The sequence below is a fragment of the Alteromonas ponticola genome, assembly GCF_012911815.1.
In the GTDB taxonomy this organism is placed as follows: Bacteria; Pseudomonadota; Gammaproteobacteria; order Enterobacterales; family Alteromonadaceae; genus Alteromonas; species Alteromonas ponticola.
Window position 1 is genome coordinate 1 of sequence record NZ_JAATNW010000010.1, and the last position, 21,744, is coordinate 21,744.

Annotated in this window: 13 protein-coding genes; 2 read left to right on the forward strand and 11 right to left on the reverse strand. The window is 44.1% G+C overall.

The window, feature by feature from the left end:
* Positions 1–343: 343 nt before the first annotated feature.
* Both HCJ96_RS15725 and HCJ96_RS15730 read left to right on the forward strand, forming a co-directional pair.
* A complete protein-coding gene (locus HCJ96_RS15725) occupies positions 344–1,201 on the forward strand; it encodes a transglutaminase family protein (RefSeq protein ID WP_169212045.1) in 858 nt (285 codons plus the stop codon).
* A gap of 323 nt (positions 1,202–1,524) precedes the next feature.
* The gene (locus tag HCJ96_RS15730; RefSeq protein WP_169212046.1) at positions 1,525–3,984 is read left to right on the forward strand and encodes a B12-binding domain-containing radical SAM protein; all 2,460 of its coding nucleotides are present in this window, start codon (positions 1,525–1,527) and stop codon (positions 3,982–3,984) included.
* Positions 3,985–4,203: 219 nt separating this feature from the next.
* On the opposite strand, the gene HCJ96_RS16575 is transcribed toward HCJ96_RS15730, so the two are convergent.
* The 11 genes from HCJ96_RS16575 to HCJ96_RS15785 all read right to left on the reverse strand — a co-directional run bounded on the left by HCJ96_RS16575 (position 4,204) and on the right by HCJ96_RS15785 (position 21,742).
* Positions 4,204–4,320, reverse strand: coding sequence for an IS3 family transposase (locus HCJ96_RS16575; RefSeq protein WP_169212101.1), 117 nt, complete (start codon positions 4,318–4,320; stop codon positions 4,204–4,206).
* A 344-nt stretch (positions 4,321–4,664) separates the two neighbouring features.
* Positions 4,665–4,823, reverse strand: coding sequence for a transposase (locus HCJ96_RS15740; protein WP_169212047.1), 159 nt, complete (start codon positions 4,821–4,823; stop codon positions 4,665–4,667).
* A gap of 379 nt (positions 4,824–5,202) precedes the next feature.
* Positions 5,203–6,138, reverse strand: coding sequence for an AEC family transporter (locus HCJ96_RS15745; RefSeq protein ID WP_169212048.1), 936 nt, complete (start codon positions 6,136–6,138; stop codon positions 5,203–5,205).
* A gap of 95 nt (positions 6,139–6,233) precedes the next feature.
* Entirely contained in the window at positions 6,234–7,043 is an 810-nt protein-coding gene (locus HCJ96_RS15750) for a carboxylesterase family protein (RefSeq protein WP_211162860.1), read from the reverse strand.
* 16 nt (positions 7,044–7,059) lie between these two features.
* Positions 7,060–9,639 carry a glycoside hydrolase family 2 TIM barrel-domain containing protein gene (locus tag HCJ96_RS15755; protein WP_169212049.1) on the reverse strand — a complete coding sequence of 860 codons (2,580 nt, stop codon included), beginning with the start codon at positions 9,637–9,639 and terminating at the stop codon, positions 7,060–7,062.
* Positions 9,640–9,711: 72 nt separating this feature from the next.
* Positions 9,712–11,169: a sugar porter family MFS transporter gene (locus tag HCJ96_RS15760; protein ID WP_211162861.1), complete on the reverse strand. Its 1,458-nt coding sequence runs from the start codon at positions 11,167–11,169 to the stop codon at positions 9,712–9,714.
* A 23-nt stretch (positions 11,170–11,192) separates the two neighbouring features.
* Complete coding sequence (locus HCJ96_RS15765; RefSeq protein ID WP_169212050.1) at positions 11,193–12,854, reverse strand: sulfatase family protein; 1,662 nt, start codon at positions 12,852–12,854, stop codon at positions 11,193–11,195.
* A gap of 11 nt (positions 12,855–12,865) precedes the next feature.
* Positions 12,866–15,226, reverse strand: coding sequence for a beta-glucosidase BglX (gene bglX / locus HCJ96_RS15770; protein WP_169212051.1), 2,361 nt, complete (start codon positions 15,224–15,226; stop codon positions 12,866–12,868).
* Positions 15,227–15,329: 103 nt separating this feature from the next.
* Positions 15,330–16,934 (reverse strand): glucoamylase family protein, encoded by a 1,605-nt coding sequence (locus HCJ96_RS15775; RefSeq protein ID WP_246261487.1) that lies wholly within the window; start codon positions 16,932–16,934, stop codon positions 15,330–15,332.
* A gap of 128 nt (positions 16,935–17,062) precedes the next feature.
* On the reverse strand, positions 17,063–19,981 hold the full coding sequence (locus HCJ96_RS15780; RefSeq protein WP_169212052.1) for a TonB-dependent receptor: 2,919 nt from the start codon (positions 19,979–19,981) through the stop codon (positions 17,063–17,065).
* A 333-nt stretch (positions 19,982–20,314) separates the two neighbouring features.
* On the reverse strand, positions 20,315–21,742 hold the full coding sequence (locus HCJ96_RS15785) for a sulfatase family protein (RefSeq protein ID WP_169212053.1): 1,428 nt from the start codon (positions 21,740–21,742) through the stop codon (positions 20,315–20,317).
* Between the last annotated feature and the right edge of the window lie 2 nt (positions 21,743–21,744).

Consider the following 21,744-nt stretch of genomic DNA (forward strand, 5'->3'; position numbering starts at 1 on the left):
ACGTTCGATTTCTAGTTCAGATATGCCTAAAATAGTACCTGCGTGGGACACTTGTATTCTCCATTAAATGATTCTTCGCAAAATCAGTTTAATGAATGCGGGTGTCCCCCGTTAATGATGAAGAGCCCACAAACCGACGAAAGTCGGTTTTTTTGTGTCTGAAGTGATGGTATCGCTTCTTAATGATTTTGTATTATTTATCTTTGCTTAGAAATTGAAAAACTCATCGAACTACAGTTTTTTCCACACTGTGTCGATTCATACTAACAATCATGCGTACCTAGACTAATATATATCTAGTGGGATTATATTTGAGTGGTAGCTATTATAGGGGATACCGCGGATGAAACGGTTTAAAGTTTTGCATCAAACGGTGTATGAATATGCAACCCCTGTTCAGTTACAGGATCATACGCTCCGGCTAAGACCCCGTGAAGACCATGATCAACAGATTGAATCATTTGATCTGAAAATCAGTCCGCACGCGGAGCTCAGATGGCACCGTGACGTGGAAAGCAGCTCAGTTGCGATAGCTACCTTTACTGCCCCCACTGCTCGTTTAATGATAGAAAGCACGACGGTTATCCAAAAATATGATGTGTCGCCACATGATTTTTTAATTTCAGATTATGCTGTGACTTATCCATTTGAATATCTGAAGGAAGACCGCATTACGTTAAAGCCTTACTTGCGCGCTAAGAACACAGACAATAATGACCAATTAGATAATTGGATAAAACATATTTTAGTGCAAGGCCAGGCTAATCAGACATTTGAACTTCTTTTGCTATTAAACCAACAAATCTACAAATTTATTCACTACATCAAAAGAGATGATGAGGGTGTACAAAGTTCGTATATTACCCTCAATACCAAAAAAGGATCGTGCAGAGATTTAGCCAGCCTGTACATTGATGTTGTCCGTCACCTTGGGTTTGCAGCGAGATTTGTTAGCGGTTACGTTCACACCGAGTCTTCTGGCGATCTGCCTGAGACCACTCACGCATGGGCTGAAGTATTCATTCCCGGGGCCGGGTGGAAGGGTTTTGACCCAACCCATGGATGTCTGGTAGGCGCTCATCATATTGCAGTAGCAGTTAGCCGATTGCCTCATTTAGTTCCGCCGGTGTCCGGGGCATTCTGGGGCACGCCAGGTTCCTCGCTTACTGTCAACGTCTGGACGACAGACTTGAGTCAATAAACTGTGAGGGAGGAGTAGAAACCCGTTTTATGCATAAAGAAGTGATGGATACGGTAAAGCAGTTAAATCAACCCCAGCGAACTCAATAAACCGAATGCGAAGTAAGCTTAAGATGGCTGATTGGGGGGGTGATTACCGAACAGAACTAACTTTTGGTTAAAAGAATGCGGTTGCCCTGGTACTCACGTAACAAAGGACGGGCCAGTTTTGCAATATATCGCGGGGAATGTTAACTTCTCCGAAACTGTAATTTAACTCTACTACATATGCTTAATTTGTCTGTTGGTCATGGTTATTCAATCATATCTAGAAATTTTTGTTTTATGCTTGCCAACGTTTCTGGCCAACTTAAACCAATAAAATTAACGCTTCTGGATTTACCTCTTATTTACGCAGCACTGCGCTCATCGCACGATATTGACAAAGTCACAGATTATGTAACAGCCAACCCGTTGACAAAAGTAATTGCACCTAAATTAGGGTATTCGGATGTGTCAAATCGATTTATGACATTAGCGCCAGCAATTAAGCCTAACTTAGATAGCAATACATTAACTATATTAGCGTTACCAAATGTGGCTGAAAACGCTACGTTGCCAGAAGAGAATTTCTATTTAAGCAACAATCATAGTATTGAACTAACCAATAATGGATTTGTTACATGGTCAGCTAAACACGATTCATTCTTTCAAATAAGTGATATTGATGTAGCAATTTTATTTTCATTTCAGGGTGGGAAAACAACCCAGCAAGCAATTGACGATATCCAGATTAACGATATGGTCGATTGCAAATCTTCAATCCTGAAACTGATTGAAGCGGGGTTGTTAGTAAAAAAAATAGTGGAAACCCAATCGCTAACTTCAAGTGATGCTAGTAAACCATTTATTGTGGAAAGTGAAGAAGGACAAAAACCAGAAGAAATTGATTGGAAAAATATTAAACCTGATGGAAGAACACCGGTTTATTTTGTTCCGCATATGGAAAATCATTTACCCTTGGCATTAGGTGTATTATTTAATGCGCTAGCCTCACACGAAAACGGAAATTTGCTTGAGCATTTTTTGCTGGTACCTTTGCAATATCTAGGACCTGGTGAGCTTTTAAATGGACCATATAAAAAGTTTGGAAGGGGAGTCTGGCTATTTTCAAATTATATGTGGTCAATCGAACTTAATCTGCAAATAAGCGAAGCAATTTTTAAGCATGACCCTAAAAATATAACGATTCATGGTGGGCCTAGCACACCAGATTATGAACGTGCGTCTGAAAAATTTATGAATGAAAATCAGTCGGTTAGTATATCTGTGCATGGAGAAGGTGAAGTAACAATAACTGAGATTTTTGATGTTTTAAGCTATTCCAGAAATAGTTCTAGTGGTTTTGATTCATTTAAAATGAGTCAAGTTCAGGGAATAACGTTCCGTGACGCATTGTCAAATAAGATTATTCGTACCGAATCTAGAGTGAGAATGAAATATCCCGACGCAATTCCTTCACCTTATTTAAGCGGCACCTTTAATAATTATGGCGGTAGGGTAGAAGCTGCAATTATTGAATCCAATAGAGGATGTCCTTACGGCTGCACATTTTGTGATTGGGGTTCAGCGACAAATCAAAAAATCAGAAAATTTGATTTATCCAGAGTTTTAGATGAGATTACCTGGATTGGTAATAACAAGATAAAGGTAATCTGGATTGCAGATGCAAATTATGGAATGTATGAGCGCGATATCGAAATTTCTGAACATATTGTTGCTACAAAGCGAAAGTATGGATACCCAAAAGAAGTTGTTGTTAATTATACAAAAAATTCGAATAAACGACTTGTAGATATTATTAAAATCTTCAATGAAGGTGGAATAATTAGTCAAGGAATTATATCTATTCAAACTACTGATGAAAAAACGTTGGAAGTTATTAACAGAAAAAATATTAAGACAGAGAGGTATGATGAGTTGTCAGCAATTTTTGCTGAACAAAAATTACCTCTTTCAACAGACCTGATGATTGGGCTTCCAGGAATAACCGTTTCTGCGTTTGAAAAAGATATACAACATTATATAGATATGGATGTGACTGTAAAAGCATACCCTACTCAACTTTTGCCTAATAGTCCCATGGCCGATCCTGACTATATTGAAAAGTATAAAATAAAAGTAGATCAACAAAATTTTGTGATTTCAAGTTTTAGCTTTTCAGAGGACGATTTGAAGTATATGAAGGCATTCTATCAAACTTATGTAATGGCTGACGGATACGGTTTGCTTCGTTACATTATTCGTTTTTTGCAATGGGAATATGGTGTCCAAGCATCAACATTTTTGAGAAGGTTATTGGAGAAAGCCACTGAAAATCCAGGAGATTTCCCGCTGATTACTTGGGCTGTAAAATATTTCAATTCTGATAAGTGCATGCCAGGTGGTTGGAATGCTTTCTATTTTCAGGTGAAAAGTTACTTGATTTCAGAACATGGCGTAAAGCCAGGTAGTGATCTCGATGTGGTTCTCGCGGTCAATAAGGCATCAATGCCCGATGATGGACTTTCTTATCCACTATCTATCTCGATAGAACACGACTTTACATCTTATTTTGTAAGCGGCAAAACCAATTTTATTCCTCTAAAATCGTATTCTGAAGGGGTTTTTGAAGTGAAAGATCCCAATAATATGACAGGCATGGACTTAAATTCTCTCCAGTACGATTCTCACCAGTATTTTTGGGAGTTAAACTCATCCGTTGCACGGCCGAAATCTGTAACTAAAAATGATGAAGCTGCGTAGTAAATGGGAAGTTGGAAGTGGTAACCGAGAGTCTTCTAGCCAGAAGGCTTAAGTGAGTGCGCGAACTACTATAGTGAGATAGTCATGTTCGCTAGAGGCTGTTGGTCTTTGTAAGAAAAGTAATCGGCATAGCAACAAGGTATAAATGTTTCGCCAAAAATAGTTAACCGTAATGGTGCTACGTGGTAAGACCCCAGCAATCTAGATATCTTTAAGCTGCTAATAGTACTGTTCTTTATATTCTATTGGAGGTAGTCCTCCATTTGCACCATGGTTTCTTCTTGGATTGTAGAAGCCTTCAATATAGTCGAAGATATCTGCACGGGCTTGCCGCAGGTTTCACCAACACTTTTTAAATCAATCGTAATATTGCGATAAACATAGGTACAACCGCTTTCCAGCCAAAACTGTGTACTTTTACCCAGTAAGCGGTTGTCGTCTTTCGCTTTCGCACTCGACGGCTGTTTCAGCCACGCATAAAAGCCACAGCGCTCTATGTTGAACACATAACACATGGTTTTAATCGGGTAACGCGGGAGCCGCTCCCTTACGAACGCGTCCTTTTCTTTGGCTCCCCTGCAACCTACAGCGGCTTTCTTCAATAGGTCTCGTTCCTGCGCAACTCGTTTTAATTTTGCTCTGAGTCTACGCGGTGAAGCAGCCTGATCGTCATCTTTTTTTCATTGGCTCGCTGGCTTGTCGTATCGTTTAACCCAATCTGACAATGATTTGTAGCTGACACCTAATCGTTCCGCGACAGACATTAGTGAATGACCTTGCTTGATAACTTGCTCGACGGCCTGAATTTTAAATTCTTCGGGGTAGCGCTCTCCGCTCATGCAAACACCTCAAAGTTTATGCAATTATAAAATTATAAAGTGTCTAGTGCGCAAAAGGCTTACTAAAGGTGTCATTTGTGCCTATTAAAAAGACCTTGGATGTAGTGAGTTTTACCACCTAATTGTGCAAACCTCCCCTAATTATTTACATTGATATTTAACGTTTGCAGCCAACTCGGGTTATGTTAACCGTTTCCATTATGTCAGCTCATTGAGGGTCTCGCGAAGCATGCTTTGTTACACTGGAACATGATTAGGTTCATCGTCAATTTTCAAAACACGTAATGAAATAAGGACGAGTTTTTCTATATACTTAAAGTAGAAGCAGAGTCCTTCCCACTTCAAGTTGTCTTCGAGTTACCGATACCAGTGAAAGCAGTTAAATCAATCCCATTGAACTCAACAAACCGAATGCGAATAAAGTAACTGGCGCGGATATCAGCGTAGTGACGGTGATGATGCTCGCAGCAAGCCTGTGGTCGCCGCCCATGTTTCGTGCCATGACATAGGTAACCGTCGCACTGGGGGCCACGGTTAGAAGGAGAACAATCCCCAGGCTCATTCCACTACCACCCGCGAGGTAAGTAATCAATACCATGAATGCGGGGTAGATCAGACACTTACTTATGGTACTGATAACAATGTTGAAGCCATTTTGGGTAAATGAGCGAAGTTGCAGTGAGGCCCCCGTGCAAATTAACGCTAAGGGTAAGGTTAGCTGAGTAAGATATTCACCCGTCTTAAGTACTAATTGTGGTAGAGGTATTTGGAAATAGTTGAAAGGAACAGCGAGAAGAATGCCAATAATCAATGGGTTTGTCGCCACACTTTTGATGATTTGTCGTATCGAACTTTGGCCGTCTCTGTAAAAATCCAAAATAAAAACGGATAACACGTTATATGCAATGGTGATACCCCCGAGGTAAATCGAGGCTGCAGCCAGGCCGTCGCTACCATAATAATTGACACAATAGGCTAAACCAATAATTCCCATGTTAGCCCGAAATCCACCCTGGATAACGACGCCTCGAGCATTAACATCGCTGACTATGAAGTGACTAAACAGTGTTAGTAGCAAAAAATACGCGACTGTACCAACTACACCAATTACCAGCAACTTCGTATCGAATGTGCTGCCAAAATCGGCCTGGCTAATTGAAAAAAACAGCAGTGCCGGAAGTGCAAGATTGAAAACGATTTTTGCGCCAGACTCGACGAATCCTTCGTTGAGCATTTTATAGTGAAACAGTAACCAGCCCAGTAGCAACAAAAACAGGACTGGAAACAACGTGACGGATATAAAATCAAAGACCATTTTTGTTAATCACCACGTCACAAAATGCGGATGAGAGGTTAGTGTTGAGATTGAAGTTAGGTTGTTATCCGTCACGCTGTTTTAATTTTTGATTCTTAATCGGTTCCTAATTGTTGCGCAAATAACCACGAGAGTAAATCTGGCTCTGCTAAAGCGGGATCCCAACTATTGTGGTTAGCCTCGGGGTAGAGTGTATACTTCACCTGCTGCCCTCTTTTGGACATGGCATCTGCCAACTGACGCGAATACTTATACTCTACGATGTCATCCTTTGCGCCGTGGAAAAACCACAGTGGCAATTCCTCTCGGTAGACGTTTGCCAGCGCGGGGTCAGCGCCACCACAGATAGCAAAGGCGGCGGCAAACATATTTGGCCGTCTGGCTAATATCTCTAACGTGCCCATTCCGCCCATCGATAATCCGCCAATGTAAATACGGCTGTTATCAACATATGCTTCGTCCTGCAAATGGTCCAAAAATGACAATAATCGCGTCATTGCAGCCGTCGGCTCAACCGCATCTTTACCGCGATAAGGAAACTCAAAAGTATAGGGTTTCTTTGATCGATCAGCATCAATCGATGCCCAGTATTCTTGCTCAGGTATTTGTGGAAAAACGACGATGGCCGGAAATGATTCGCGCTTGTCCAAAAACAACTCACCGCCGTGGGTTAATTGTTTTTGATTACTGGCTCCCCTTTCGCCTGCGCCATGCAGAAACACCACTAAAGGATATTTTTTATTTGGATCAAAGTCCGTGGGTAGCAACTTCCTATAAAGTAATTGTCCGGAAGGCGCGTCGTAGGTTTCAAATGAATACGCTGAGTAGTCTTCTGCAACCGTTTCAGACGTTGCCAATAGTGTGATTAAAAGTAATGCCGTAGATAACATTAAACTACGCAACATAATAGTCCCTCTCATCTCAACTTGAGCCAAGTTTGTTAAGCGCTATACCATTGATTGCTGCATCACCAGAAAAGGTAAGCTTCAATCCATCCTGTCCGGCTTTTACAGTAAATTGCTTCTCAAAGGCGACGGTATTTTTTGTAAATTCTGAAATATGTCCTGAAAATAGGACGGAGCCATTCGCTGAAATAGTCATCTCCTCACTATTGTTATGAGTAAGGTTGGCCAGATAAAAGGTCACGGTGTATTGCCCAGCCGGTATATCAAACTGGTATTCAAATTCACCCTGACGCTGCGTTTGAAAAACAGGTTCATTGGATGTATCAAGAATATTCTTATCCGTGCCCACTCCCCGATCCCGGGTCATGAGAATTTCCCCTCCTGTAACGCCCCAACGACCTTGCTGATATGGCTCATCAGGTAACCAATGGCGGTTTTCATTCTCATCAAAAAAATAGAAAGGGCTACCACTGTTAATGAATACGCCTTCGAATTCCTCCGCAGCAAAGTCATCACGGCTAAGCAATTCCATGTTAATGACTGCTTCATCGCTATATTTCTTACCTGCGGTTTCCGTCACGGCGCGCAGATAGTTTTTACCTTCAGCCAGAGGCACATTCCATATAGCCTGATGATCCTGTATACGCTTTTCACCCAGTGACCTGCCATTCAGATAAAGTGTTACTTTTTCTGAATTGCTGTAAACCGGGAATGTCTGGGAGACCACATCATCATCGCCGGGAGCAGGCTGGCTTACTCTATCCACCCAGTTTTTTGAGCCGATATGCAGGATTGTCTCTTTATTGGCCCAGCTTTCAAATAAATAAAAACTGTCCTTCGGCTTTCGATCGAACGTCATCAACCCTTTGCTATTAATAAAAGGCACGGCATCGTTGCGCCCCTGTGAGCCGAAATCAAACATATTCCACACGGCACTGCCGGCAACAAACGGTCTTTGCTGAATCTGTTTAAGGTTTTGCTGCATGAACTCATTTTGCCATTCTATTGAAAAATCAAAGCGTACCGGGTCGAGCGAGCGGATCCGCGGATCCGATCCGGCACCGTATTCGGTGATTAACGTCGGCGTATCGGGATAATGCGCATGGTAGTTGTCGAAAAAGTCCCCTAACCCATCGATGTCTTTTTCGTACCAGCCGTAATACAGGTTCCACCCGACAATCATAGGAATATCAAGTAAGCCCGATTTTTTGTACAACTCGAAATCACCGTGATTCGGGATCATGGTGTAACGGCTGGGGTCTGCTTCTCGGGTAACCTTTTCCAAAACCTTAGCAAACTCGGTAATTTTCATTATGAGAGGCTTATCCCGTTGCCAATTTCGCCCCAACAGCATTTCATTCATATAAGCCCAGATAACGACACTTGGGCGATTGAAGTGTTGATGGATCATTTCCCGTTGCATGCGAATACTATTCTGATAGAAGTCTTCGCTATCAGTGATATCGTGATCCAAGGGTATTTCCATTGTTACTACCAACCCTTGTTGGTCTGCAGCATCGAGTAACGCCGGATCTTGCGGATAATGTGCAGTGCGTAAAAAATTACTGCCAGATGATTTGATCAGTTTTATATCATCTTGGTGCTGGCTGTTTGATAAAGCATTACCTAACCCGGCAAAATCCTGATGCCGATTAACCCCAATTAATTTCAATTGCTCACCGTTTAAGATGAAGCCTTTTTTGCCGTCAAATTTAAACCAGCGGAAACCTATCGGCGTGCTTAGTTTGTCGAACAGTTTCTCATCATTGAGATAAACTTCACTTTCTAATGTGTAAAGGTGAGGATGGTCCGGGTGCCAAAGTTTGGGCTTCGCAACTTCAGGCAAGGTGAGATCGACTTTATTTAGACCTGCTTGCAGCGAAAGTGCCTGTTCGTGAATAAATACTTGTTCCCCGTCAGGAGCGAGGAGTCGGTTAACCAATTTCGCTTGTCGTTCCTGACCGTGATTGTGCATGTGAACTTGTGCAGAAATTGACGCTTCATCGGCACTCACTTCAGGCGTTGTCACATAAACACCGGAAGAGGCGTATTCCCCTCCATCAAAGTGGACCTGGTTGAGTACTTCAAGCCACACATCACGGTATATTCCGCCGTAAAAGTTAAAATCGCCTTTCAACGGTGGAATATTGGCATCGTGTCGATTATCTACGCTAATTAATAACTGGTTATCTGAACCGCTCTTCAAATGTGGGGTGATATCGACAACAAAGGCAGTATACCCCCCTTTGTGCGTAGCCAGTTTCTGCCCGTTTAGATACACCTGGGCCACCTGATTTACGCCCTCGAAACGCAGTAAATATCGTTTTTGCTTTTGCGGCGTAAACGATAGTGTCTTTCGGTACCAGCCCATTCCGCGATGGTAATCCTGGCCTTCAGTAAAGGGATCAGCATTATTCCAGGTGTGGGGTACTGATACGTTTTTCCACCCCAGGGTCGACTCAGTTAATGGGGCGTTATTTTCAGATAAAATAAATTCCCAGCCAGCATTAAGCGAATGGATTTGACGTGCTGAAGACGCAGCGCTTACCTGTAAGGTAACCAACAGTAAAATAAAACAGAAATTTTTTATGCTCATAGAAAAAAGTCCGAACACGCCCCATCACGTAGCAATAAGACCTATTCGGACACCTTGTAAGTTGAAATGTAATCAGGAAGAAGACTTTTTATTTTTAACCCAAACGTTTTCCATCTCTTCTAAGGTTAATCCCTTGGTTTCCGGGATAAATCGCCAGACAAAGAAGATAGTCAGTACGCAGAAGCCGGCAAAAATAAAGTATGGCAAAGCACCATTGAATTGTTCGTTATTTAATTGACTGCCATTCACCAACGGAAAGCTATTGGCAACAATGGCATTAAATAGCCATTGTGCTGCCACCGCAATCGACATGGCGACACTTCGCACGGAGTTCGGGAAAATTTCAGACAACATTACCCACACTACCGGCCCCATGGAAAGTGCAAACGAACCGATAAATGTCAGTATGGCAATCAGCGATATCACGCCCATTTGTCCTGTGTATATGGTCAGCCCCAAGGTCATCAAGCCCAACAACATCCCCAGAGTACCTGTAATCAACAGCGGTTTACGCCCCCAGCGATCGACCGTGAAAATAGCAACAAAGGTAAAGGCGAAATTTACCGCGCCCAGCCAGAGCTGCTGTTTCAGGGCGTCTTCAGGACCGTATCCCAGCGCATTACTGAAGATTTCCGCGCCATAGTACAAAATCGCATTGATACCTGTAACCTGTTGAAATACAGATAGCATCACGCCCAGGAAGAGCACGAACAACATGTTTCGTGTTAGCAATGAAGGACGGTGGTGACGCGATGTGTCCGACAATGATATGCGAATATCATTCAGTTCAGATTCGGCATCATCAGCGGTTTCAGTCAATTTACGCAATACTACCCGTGCTTCATCTTCCCTTCCTTTCATCATCAACCACCGCGGGCTGTGGGGGACGAAAAACAGCAATATAAAAAACGCTAAGGCCGGCAGCAATTCAGACCACAACATGATGCGCCAGCCTTGCTCGACATTGTGATGATGTAACTGTGCAATATTCTCAGGTGATAGCCCTTCGGTGTTTCCGCCACCAATAAAATAGGTTGAAAGAAATACCACGAAAAAGCCGGTTACGATGGCAAGCTGATACAGCGACACCATGCGTCCCCGCTCTTTTGGAGGTGAAATTTCTGCAATATACATAGGGGCAGCCATAGATGCGATTCCCACACCGACCCCGCCTATGATTCGGTATATCACCAGCATATCCAGGGAGTCGGCAACACCCGACCCCCAGGCTGAAATTGAAAATAAAAAACCAGAAAGGATTAACGTGTATTTACGACTGATGCCTTTGGTGAGAATGCCCGCGATCATTGCGCCAAAAAGGCAGCCCCAGATTGCGCTGCTTACGGCCCATCCCTGCTGACCCGGACTGAGCTGAAAATACTCAGTAAAATAAAGCTGACTACCACCAATCACGCCAGTGTCGTAACCGAAAAGCAATCCGGCTAACGCGACGACGATAGTATTACGCAAAATCGTCCGACGATATCCGGGATTGGATTCTGCATCGTTATTCATTGTTTGAGCATTCACAGCGATTCCTCTTATTTTTATTTTTAAATCTTGTTTTTGTAAACCGCGGTTGTACGGGGTTCATCCAGCGTATTGTTATCATGATCGTTATAACGCAGAAATTTCGCTTTTAATCGCGTGATTTCTGATTGATAGCGTTGGTTATCGATCAGATTGTTCTGTTGCTCAAGATCAGTTGCCAGGTCATACAGTTCAGTCGCTTCGTTATGTTCATCTACAACTAACACCAGGCTGCCTTCGCGAATAGCACCCACCTGAGAAAACCCTGCCTGATAAAGCACAAATTCACGTAACGGCTTATTTTCTGGATGCTTGCCAGTTAACACAGGCATCAATGAAACACTGTCCATAGCTTGATCTTCCTGCATCGCTTGTCCAGTCAGCTCATACATTGTAGCTACCCAGTCATGCCCTACAATTAATTGGTCTGACTGACTACCAGGTTTGATAAAAGAGCCTGCCTCTGTGCCATCACCCCACTTGGCAATGAAGGGCACCCGGTGGCCGCCTTCATACACACTGGCTTTATAATCCCGCAACGGTCCATTGTTATCGTGGGCAGGATCACCATAATGCGTAATTCTCGGCCAGAGTGCACCGTTGTCGCTGGTAAAGATGATCAAAGTATTGTCAGCAATGCCCTTCTCTTCAAGTTTAGCGATAATTTTACCCACTTGAAGGTCGAGTTCATAAAGCACATCTGAGGTAATAGCACCCGTTTTGTCTTTGACTTGCTCATCAATTGTAGAAGGGTCTCCATCAAAGTCGAAAGGTGCGGTATGAGGAACATGTATCGCCTGTGAAGCAAAATACAACATGAAAGGTTGTTCGGTGCCCTCGGCTTCAGTTTGGGCCGTGTGATCGTCAATGAAATCCAATGCTTTTGAGGTCAGAATAATCCCTGACTGGCTTGAGTCATAGTCAACGTCAGCACGTGCTGGGTTGCCCTTTGGCGCTTCTACAATTTCTGACAACCCATTGTCGCTAACCCGGTAAAAACCATCTGTTACCAGGTGAGTGGAACGGTTATCCGCAGGCTTTTCAGGGTCAACGGGTACATACTTGCCATTCTCAAAATAAGCATAGGGTTCATGCTGGATACCACTTTGCAACCCAAACGAGTAGTCGAAACCATGTTGATTTAGCGTATCGTCAACACCGCGAGAAAAGTCCATTGTGTTTAACTTATTCTTTTCACGGATGACGTTACCGTCTTTGTCATACACAGTGCCGCCCAAATGCATCTTGCCGAAAAATGCAGTTTTATAACCTGCCTGCTGCATAATATCGCCAACAGTCAGGTGCTTTCCTGCTTTTGTCTTGTCGCCGTTATAGCTAAAGCCCGAACTAAAATTAACATCCCAGCTTCCTCCCGCACGACCGTTTCGATAAGGGTAGCTGCCTGTCATATAACTAAAGCGCGAGGGCGCACATAGGGCTGCCGGAGAATGGGCATCGCTAAAGCGCATGCCCTGTTCTGCCAACTTATCGATATTCGGTGTAGGCATTTTTCCGCCATAGGCACCTAAATCGCCGTAACCCACATCGTCTGCCAAAATAAAGACCACATTAGGCAATGTTTCAACCGCTTTGTCAGACTGTGCGGCCTGGTCCATTTTTGCCTTCGCACAACCACTGACAATCAAAGCAGAGGCAACAAGTGTAGTTAGTTTTTTATTCAACATACTTTGCCTCATTATTTTATTGATGACCACATGGGGGCTTTGGCAGGTTGTAATGTTTTAGATTCCGTCAGCGTAAAGCTGGATTGCTTAACATCAGTAGAGCTGGAGCCAATATAAACATCAAATTCACCTGATTCGTATCCATAGCTCATATCTGCACCATGAAAGGCCAATTGTTCTGGTCGAATTTCAAACTCTACCTGACGACTTTCTCCTTTAGCCAGCATGATTTTTTCAAATCCTTTCAATTCTTTCACTGGGCGTGTGACAGAGCCAACGCGATCACGAATGTATAGCTGCACCACTTCTTCGCCATCATAGTCTCCAGTGTTGGTCACCGTTACCGACGCTTTAATGCTGGCGCCACTGCTTAACGTATCTGCACTTAAGGTGATATCACTGTAACCAAAGGTGGTGTAACTTAAACCAAAACCAAAGGGATATAAGGGTGTATTCGGCGTATTCAGGTAACGAGATACATATTTTTGCTCAGGATCTTCTGGCTTTATAGGACGACCCGTATTCTTCATATTGTAATAAATCGGTACTTGTCCTACCGCACGGGGGAAGGTCATTGGCAGTTTACCCGATGGGTTGTAGTCTCCGAACAACACATCAGCAATCGCGTGTCCACCCACAGTTCCTGCATACCAGGTTTCTAAGATTGAATCGACATTCTCATCCGCCCAGTTGATGGTCATCGGTCGGCCATTCATTAAGACCAAAACCATGGGTTTGCCAAGCTTTTTAAGCTCTTTCATCAATGCCTGCTGATTACCAGGTAAATCCAGATCCACTCTGCTGGCAGCTTCGCCAGTCATGCGCCAGTTCTCACCCATAGCCATCACAATCACATCAGATTTTTTAGCTGCAGCAATGGCTTCATCAAAACCTTCGGTACCTTTGGCATCGAATTCGTAACTTGCACCTTTGGCGTAATGAATCTTCGCCTGATCGCCAAGCTTTTCCTTCAAGCCTTGAAATAGGGTCACGGGCTTGTTCCAACGCTCACCGGCTGCTGACCATGAACCGATCATATCCTGTTTGCTGTCAGCTAATGGCCCTATCAGAGCGATGCTTTGCCCTGATTTTTTCAATGGCAGTACTTGCTGTTCGTTTTTAAGCAAGACCATTGACTTGCGCGCCATATCGCGGGCAGCTTCGATAAATTCCGGTTTATAGATAGTTTGTTCCTGACGTTCCTCATCTGAGTATCTGTAAGGGTCTTCGAATAGTCCCAAACGATATTTCATTTCCAGAATGCGACGAACCGCATTGTCAATTTTCTCGATAGACACCTTGCCTTCTTCTAAAGACTCATTCAGGTGACTAGTGAAAACCGAGCCCTGCATATCCATATCAACACCCGCGTTTAAAGCCAGTTCACCGGCATGTTTTTCGTCTGCTGCGAAACCATGAGGCACCATCTCGTTGATCGCGGTGTAGTCAGTCACAACGAAGCCTTCGAATCCCCACTGGGTTTTAAGCACGTCATTTAACAGGAAATTACTACCGGTTGCTGGAATACCGTTGAGTTCATTAAATGCCGTCATGAAACTGGCAGCACCTTCGTCAACCGTCGCTTTAAACGGCGGTAAGTAGGTGTCCCAAAGTTCGCGTTCAGACATGTTTGTGGTGTGATAATCCCGACCGGCCTGGGCCTGACCATAGGCAGCATAATGTTTGGCACAGGCGAGCACGGTATCAAGTGCTTTGAGGTCGTCGCCTTGAAAACCCTGAACGCGCGCCCTGGCAATTTCAGTGCTTAAGAACACATCTTCGCCTGAACCTTCAGATACACGACCCCAGCGAGGATCGCGAGAAATATCGATCATTGGCGCGAAGGTCCAGTGAATACCTTCCGCAGCCGCTTCAGTTGCAGCGATTCGTGAGCCTTCTCTAATCGCGTCCATATCCCACGATGCCGCTTCGCCAAGAGAAATGGGGAAAATAGTGCGATGTCCGTGGATCACGTCATACCCAAACAACAACGGAATACCAAGTCGTGTCTCTTCCACTGCAACGCGCTGCAGTTCTTTGGTATATTTGGCAGTGAAAGCATTAAAGATAGCGCCCACTTTTCCGCTCTTAATCTGTTCCAGATAATCATCGCTCATGGTGGGGCCAGTTGTGTCCCAATTACTGGTTAGCAAATTAAGTTGACCAATTTTTTCTTCGGTTGTCATTTTTGCCATCAGTTCACTGATGAATTGGTCCATCTGAGTGCTATTGTCTTTCCATATCGTTTGCGAGACGCTATTTTCCTTCGCAGGTCGAACTGACGCATTCGGCGTATCCATACATCCGGCGAGTGTCAGGGAAGCGCCCAATCCGACCAGAGCAAAAAGTTTTGTGATTTTATTAAGTTTCATAAAAAGGTTCCGTACTAAATAAGCAGAATTACGCTGAGCACCCAGCATCACGCCAAATGAAAAATTAATGCGCGTGACGCCGGGATTTTATTGCTCTAAGGGATCAGGGCTGTTCGTTATTGACAGTAAAGCCCAGTTTATTAAGACCACGACGCACATCTGGGTCGCGCATGAAGTAGCGCCACAATAACCCGCTACGATGATTCTCAATCATGCCGACAATCGGCCCCTGATCGATTGCCAGATAAGTTTTTCTGACTTGCTCTGATGGATCATCACTGACACTCAGATTGATACCATCATAAAATCCCATCTCACCAAACAACTCGCGACCATGATTTCGATACAAATTTTTCAACACTTTCATCGACTCTTCTGGCGTATAAGGCATTGAAGATAGCGCTGCAGTAGGTGTTATTGTGCCGTGATCGCGTTGGAAACCCGGTGCATGTGCAGTGTACCCTTCTGGTACTTTATCTCCTGCGGTCAGACCCCAGAAATCTTCACCATAGCCTTCCCAGCCATAGGGATTATCTAAACAGTAAGCGCGATTGATCAGCGTATGTCTGACATTCTGTTGCCAGTAATTGGCATAGCGATCCTGTAACCCACGTGGGTCAAGTCCCATGAAAGAATAGTGCGCAAAAAACAGCGGGCCACCTTTGTGCTCCTTGTTTCCAAGAGGCAGTGACATACCGTAATAATCCTCATAATTGCGGAAAGTAGGTACATTCCAACCCGCCCATCCCTGATGATAAGGCTTATCGCTGGTGCCATGTGTTGGAGAAGAGGCAGCTAACACATAAACAATCAGGGCTTCGTTATATCCTTTAATAGGATGGTCCATTTTCCAGCCATGGTTTTTCGACCAGTGCCAGTAAATAACATCTTCACCCTTGGTATACCAGTCCCACTCCATGGCTTCCCATAATTCGGTAATCTCTTTTCGGAGTTGTTGCTCTTCTGCGCTGTCACCATCGAAATATTGTCGTGCTGTCAGTAAGCCCTGTGCCATGAAAGCTGACTCGACGGTGTCTCCGCCGTCATCATATTTACTGAAGTGAAAAATTTCCTGCGTATCCGCTTGATACCAGTGGCCCCACATACCGTGAAAGCGTTCAAATTCGCGCAATGACTTGGTGAGTTTGAGCATGCGGTTAACAGCCTGTTCCCGGGTTATCCAACCACGCTCTGCACCGGTTATCACCGATGCAATGCCAAAGCCTGTGCCACCTGAAGTGATGATATCGCCATCTTTCATATTAGGGCTGCGTTCTCTTGCCCACCCGGATTTTTCATCAGCAAAATCCCAGAAATAGCGGAAAGTGTATTGCTGAACCATATCCAGCAGTTCGTCGTCATTAAAAACACGCGTTTTTGCGCGCGCTTCAGCAACTTCTTTTTCTTTGCCATTGCTAACGTCAAAGAGCTTATATTTAAGGGATAGCGCGGTGCCCAGGTCATTGACGAAATCGATTACTTTGGATTCTTTCGTCGTGGTCCGCACAGCCCAGTCATCCCCGCCTGTAGAAACTCTTAACTCATATTCAGCACCCTGCTGATAAATGTCAGACCAATCCAGTTCAACGTGACTGTCGTACCCCTCTGCTGTCATGCCTGCTGCGAGCACAAAATGACTCCCAACCAACTGTAAGGTAGATAACAATATTATCGCCCCAATATTGTTAAACCATCGATTATGTCTCATTACGATTCCTCACTGGGTAATAATGAATAAGTAATAAATAAAAATTGATAAGTGAAAAGGCATCAGATGATTCACAGCTGATGCCTGCTAATTTCAGGGCGCTTGAAAAATAAAGCTGCCCTTGTCTTTTAGAAACGCCAGCCAGCCGACAATTTCACCATACGACGCCCATAGGTTGAGCTGTTCAGATTGGGATCACCAAACTCATCACTGTTATCACCCAATATAAAGTCGCGGTAGTTACTGTGATTAAACAGGTTGCTGATATCAAGGCGCACCCAAAGAGCAGAGTCTTTGATTACATAATCTGTCGCAAAATCTTTGCTGATTGACACATCGACACTGTGATATTCAGCTTCATCAGGCTTAATACGGTCAAAGAACTGCTGACCAGGCCCGTTCGCGGTATTAACATACTGTTTATACGGTGACGACTTATAAGTGAACTTACCTGACAACATGATTTCCCATGGCAAATCGTAAGAACCAGTTATAACCAGTACATGATCAGGTACTTCAGCAACCGGGTAAGAACCATAGCCAAAATCTGTAGGGTAATCTAAATTGAACAGATTATTGGTCAGACGGTTTTCGTTCCCATCAGAGAATGTATAGGAGAGGTTCATTCCCCAGTTATCCGTATGCGGGCGATTTAATTTAAAGAAAATGCTGTCAGTGGTTGTTTCGCCGTCATTGCGACCAATAAGTAAGGAACGGCCACGGTCAGGTAACCCAAATCCCCATGGAGGGCCCCAAATTTGACCCGGCTCAAAGAATTCACCATTTTCACGACGGTTACCTAAATACCAGCTAAATTGGTCGTGACTTTCTACCCGGGAGATGCTGATTTCAGTTTGCCATTCACCCAGATTGCTTCTGACCCCGAGGCTCGCTTGATCAGCGTAAGGCAGGTCAAGATCATTTGGAAGCAGGTGAGCTTCATCCTTAACCTCGATGCTCGTTGCCAGACTATCCAGGCCAGCTTGTGTTAAGTACGCAGGATCCCACTCAACACAGTTATTTTGAGCAACATCACACGGGTTGTCCGGATCACCTAGAAAGTTGAACTGAGCTGTGGCGAATGAACCACGGAACACTTCATTTTTAATGTAATCAAACTGGTTACGATCGTAAGAGCGTCCGAAGCCACCGAATAAGCTGTGATCTCCATTATCATCCAATAAATAGGTAAAGCCCACTCTAGGAGCCCAAGCACCGCTATAATTGCTGCGTTCGCTGCCTGTACTAATATATTTACTGATGTCATAGTCAGTATTCTGTACGTTATCCCAGCCGTTTAATGTCGCCACTAAGTCAGCAGGTGTAACATAATCAGTGTAGGTAGGGTTGTCTTCGTAATCGTAACGAATACCCAGGTTTAGTGTAAGACGCTCATTAACTTCCCAGTCATCCTGAATATAGAAACCATACTGTTTCTGTTCTGAAACAAACTCACCGCCAACTTCACTGCCAGCAGCAGGAACAAACCAATCAACCTGATAAGGCTGAACCAGATTGAATGTTCCCGCCCCATTAAACTCTACATTGTATCTGTATTGAGGGTTTGTATTGTGTTGTTGCAGAATTTCAAGGTCGATAACTTTGTACTTAACGCCTGTTTTAATAACGTGATAACCATTCCACTCCAGGTCGAAAATGGTTAAATCATTCTGGATTGACCAACCTTTTTGCCCTTTGGTTTGCAGACCACCGTTTCCACCTACGTTTAACAAACGTTGACGGCTGGCGGTTTCAAGTAACTGTGCAGGTGCAAACTGGGCGGGCGCCTGTGACCACTCTACATCTTCTGTGGTCAGACGTACTTCGTTAGTAAAGTAATCGCCGTCGTAAGTATATTTGAGATTGACACGCTGTTCTTCAACTTGAGAATTTCCAGCATGACTCAGTGTGCTGGCGCCACCAAAATTGTAGCTGTCTTCGTCTCTTATTTTGATTGAGCCTTCCAGCATTTGTCTGTCATCAATGGACCAGTCAAGTTTTCCAAAGAATAACTGTTCGTTAAATTCGCCAGGAAAAGAACCCAGCATCGCCTGATATTCTGCAGGCAAGGTAAAATTGGTAATTTGGTCGCCACCAACTACGTCTTTTGGTGTTTCATACGCTTTTTCTTCGTAAGAAGTCAAAAAGTGCAAGCTGTCTTTAATTATCGGTCCTGAAAATGTCGCGCCATACTGCTCTGTCGATGACGGCGTTTTACCATCAGCTTCGTTAGGCTCTGCTTCGCGTAACCCTTCATCAGTGAAGTCGTAAAACACTTCGCCATGGAATTCGTTGGTACCCGATTTAGTTACAGCTGTAATGGCTGCGCTGCTGACATGCTCGTATTCAGCTTTGTAGTTTTGCGTAATAACTCTGTATTCGCTTATTGCTGCTTGAGGAAAGGGGTTTCCGCGACTGGAATCCTGTCCGGTTACACCACCTTTGAGTACATAATCTTTCTGGCTGACACCATCAAGGAAGACGTTAATCTTATTGATATTCTGAGCGCCACCACGAACGTTGATTTCACCATTACCGCCCCTTTCGATTTGAACACCGGGAGCTAAGTCAGCAAAAGCCAGAAAGTTTCTATCCCCTTGTGGCAAACGTTGAATCATTTCCGGAGTTATGTTTGTGCCCACTTCGCCGCCAGAAAAGCTTTCCAGTCGAACACCTGTAACACTGATGCGCTCAATGTTGTCGCCGGGTGATTGCTCCACATCAAAGTTTACTTTGGCACTTTGTCCGACTAATAAAGTCACCTGTTCGCTGCTTCCGGCGACAGTAACCAGGTACGTTCCAGGTTTAAGACCGGTAAATATATAGGAACCGTCGGCACGGGTTTTCGTTTTGCTTGTGTAGCCCCGTTCAACGTCTCGTGCAACTACTTCAACTCCAGCTTTAGGAATAGTTTGCTCTACAATCTTCCCTCGCAGAGTCGCATCATCAATCCCAGCTAAAGTTGGCAGTGATACAACGCTGAGACTGGCAACAGCCAACGCCACTGAGAGTGCGTTTCTTTTGAACAATCCTGGTTTAATCTTCATGGTTTCACCTTCTAGTTTTCTCTAAGAGCGCTCTTAGCGTTGTTTTGGCGACTAGATAAAAGCGCAAACAAATGAAACCGATTCCCAAATAAAAGGTATTATTGCTATTTTTAATGATACCGATTTCATTTTGTTTCAAAAAAAAGTTCCGCGAGGGGAACGTGAGAAACGATAATATTCATTCACTCACGTGTCAACAATTCATTTACCTATGTTAAAACTTTATTAAAACTAGTTTATTGTTGAACTGTTGTCACCCCCGCGAAGCGTGGCATCACTGATGCCACCTGAATATTCATTACACCGCTCATAGTGCTGGTCCAGCAGCAATCGTTAATCTAACAGACGATCTGCAGCTTGCCAGCTACCTCGGCGCATGGGGACATTCATTGCGTCATCGGCTGCCAACCGATCAAACAAGTCATTTCGCATCTCATTTCGTATCTGCTGGAAAGCAGGAATGTCAATCAGATTATGCTTCTCTTCGGGGTCATTCTTTAAGTCGTATAATTCATTCTTGTCCCAGATACCGTGATAGTAAATGTACTTATACTGCGTCCCTCTAAGCGCGAACGTTGTGGGCGTATGTGGAAAAGCGTGTTCCCAATAATACTCATAAAGAAAATCACGGTTCTTTCCCGAATCTTCGTTTTCTTTTAGCAAACCTAAAAATGATTCACCATCCATTGAAATGTTCGTTTTGCCACCGGCTAACTCTAAGATGGTAGGGGCAATATCAATATTTCTAACCAGAACCTCAGATTTACTGCCTGCTTTGAGCATACCCGGTCCCCACGCCAGCATGGGTACACGAATAGATTCTTCGTAGGCATTGCGCTTATCGATCAAACCGTGTTCGCCCAGTAAGAAGCCGTTATCACCCATATAAACGACCAATGTATCTTCATCCAGACCATGCTGCTCGAGGTACTTTATGACACGCCCGACACTGTCGTCCACGCCCAACAAGGTTTCAGCATACCGTTTATAGAAATCTTCAAACTTCAGATCGCCATGATAGGCATAGTCGACACCATGCCAGCTATCGCGCTGAGCTCTTACCCAATCAGGTTTGCCTTGGTAATTTGCTTCTGTGTTGTCCATGGTTTTGGGGTAGTCTGGCTGCGCGTCTTCATATTGATTTTTGTGCCGGGGGGCTGGTTCAAATTCTGCGTGGACGGCTTTGTGAGATAAGTATAAAAAGAAGGGTTTGCCCTGCTCGCGTTTATCAAGCCAGTCCAGTGCGTAATCTGTCAATATGTCGGTTGTATAGCCCTCATGAGGTATTTTTTTACCGTCCACATTTAATAGCGGATCGGTGTAACGCCCCTGCCCCTTAAAGCTCACCCATCGGTCAAATCCCGCTTGCGGTTCATCATCCACTTCGCCCATATGCCATTTGCCTACGAAGGCAGTCTGATACCCTACGGTTTGTAAATCTGCAGGGAAAAAGGTGGTTCCTTCTGGTATTGGGCTGGTGTTATCTACAATCCCATGATGGTGCGCATAGCGACCAGTCAGAATAGATGCCCGACTGGGTGAACATAACGACGTGGTGACAAATGCATTTTTGAGGTGAACTCCCTCTGCGGCCATTTTATCTAACGATGGCGTCTTTAAGAACTTTGGCGCCTTGGGCATAAAGCTCATAAAATCATAACGATGATCATCGCTTAAAATAAAAATGACATTTTTCTTTTCAACTGCAAATGCGGGCAGCATGAATAGTGTCAGCAAGGTGAACACACATTTTTTAAACATGA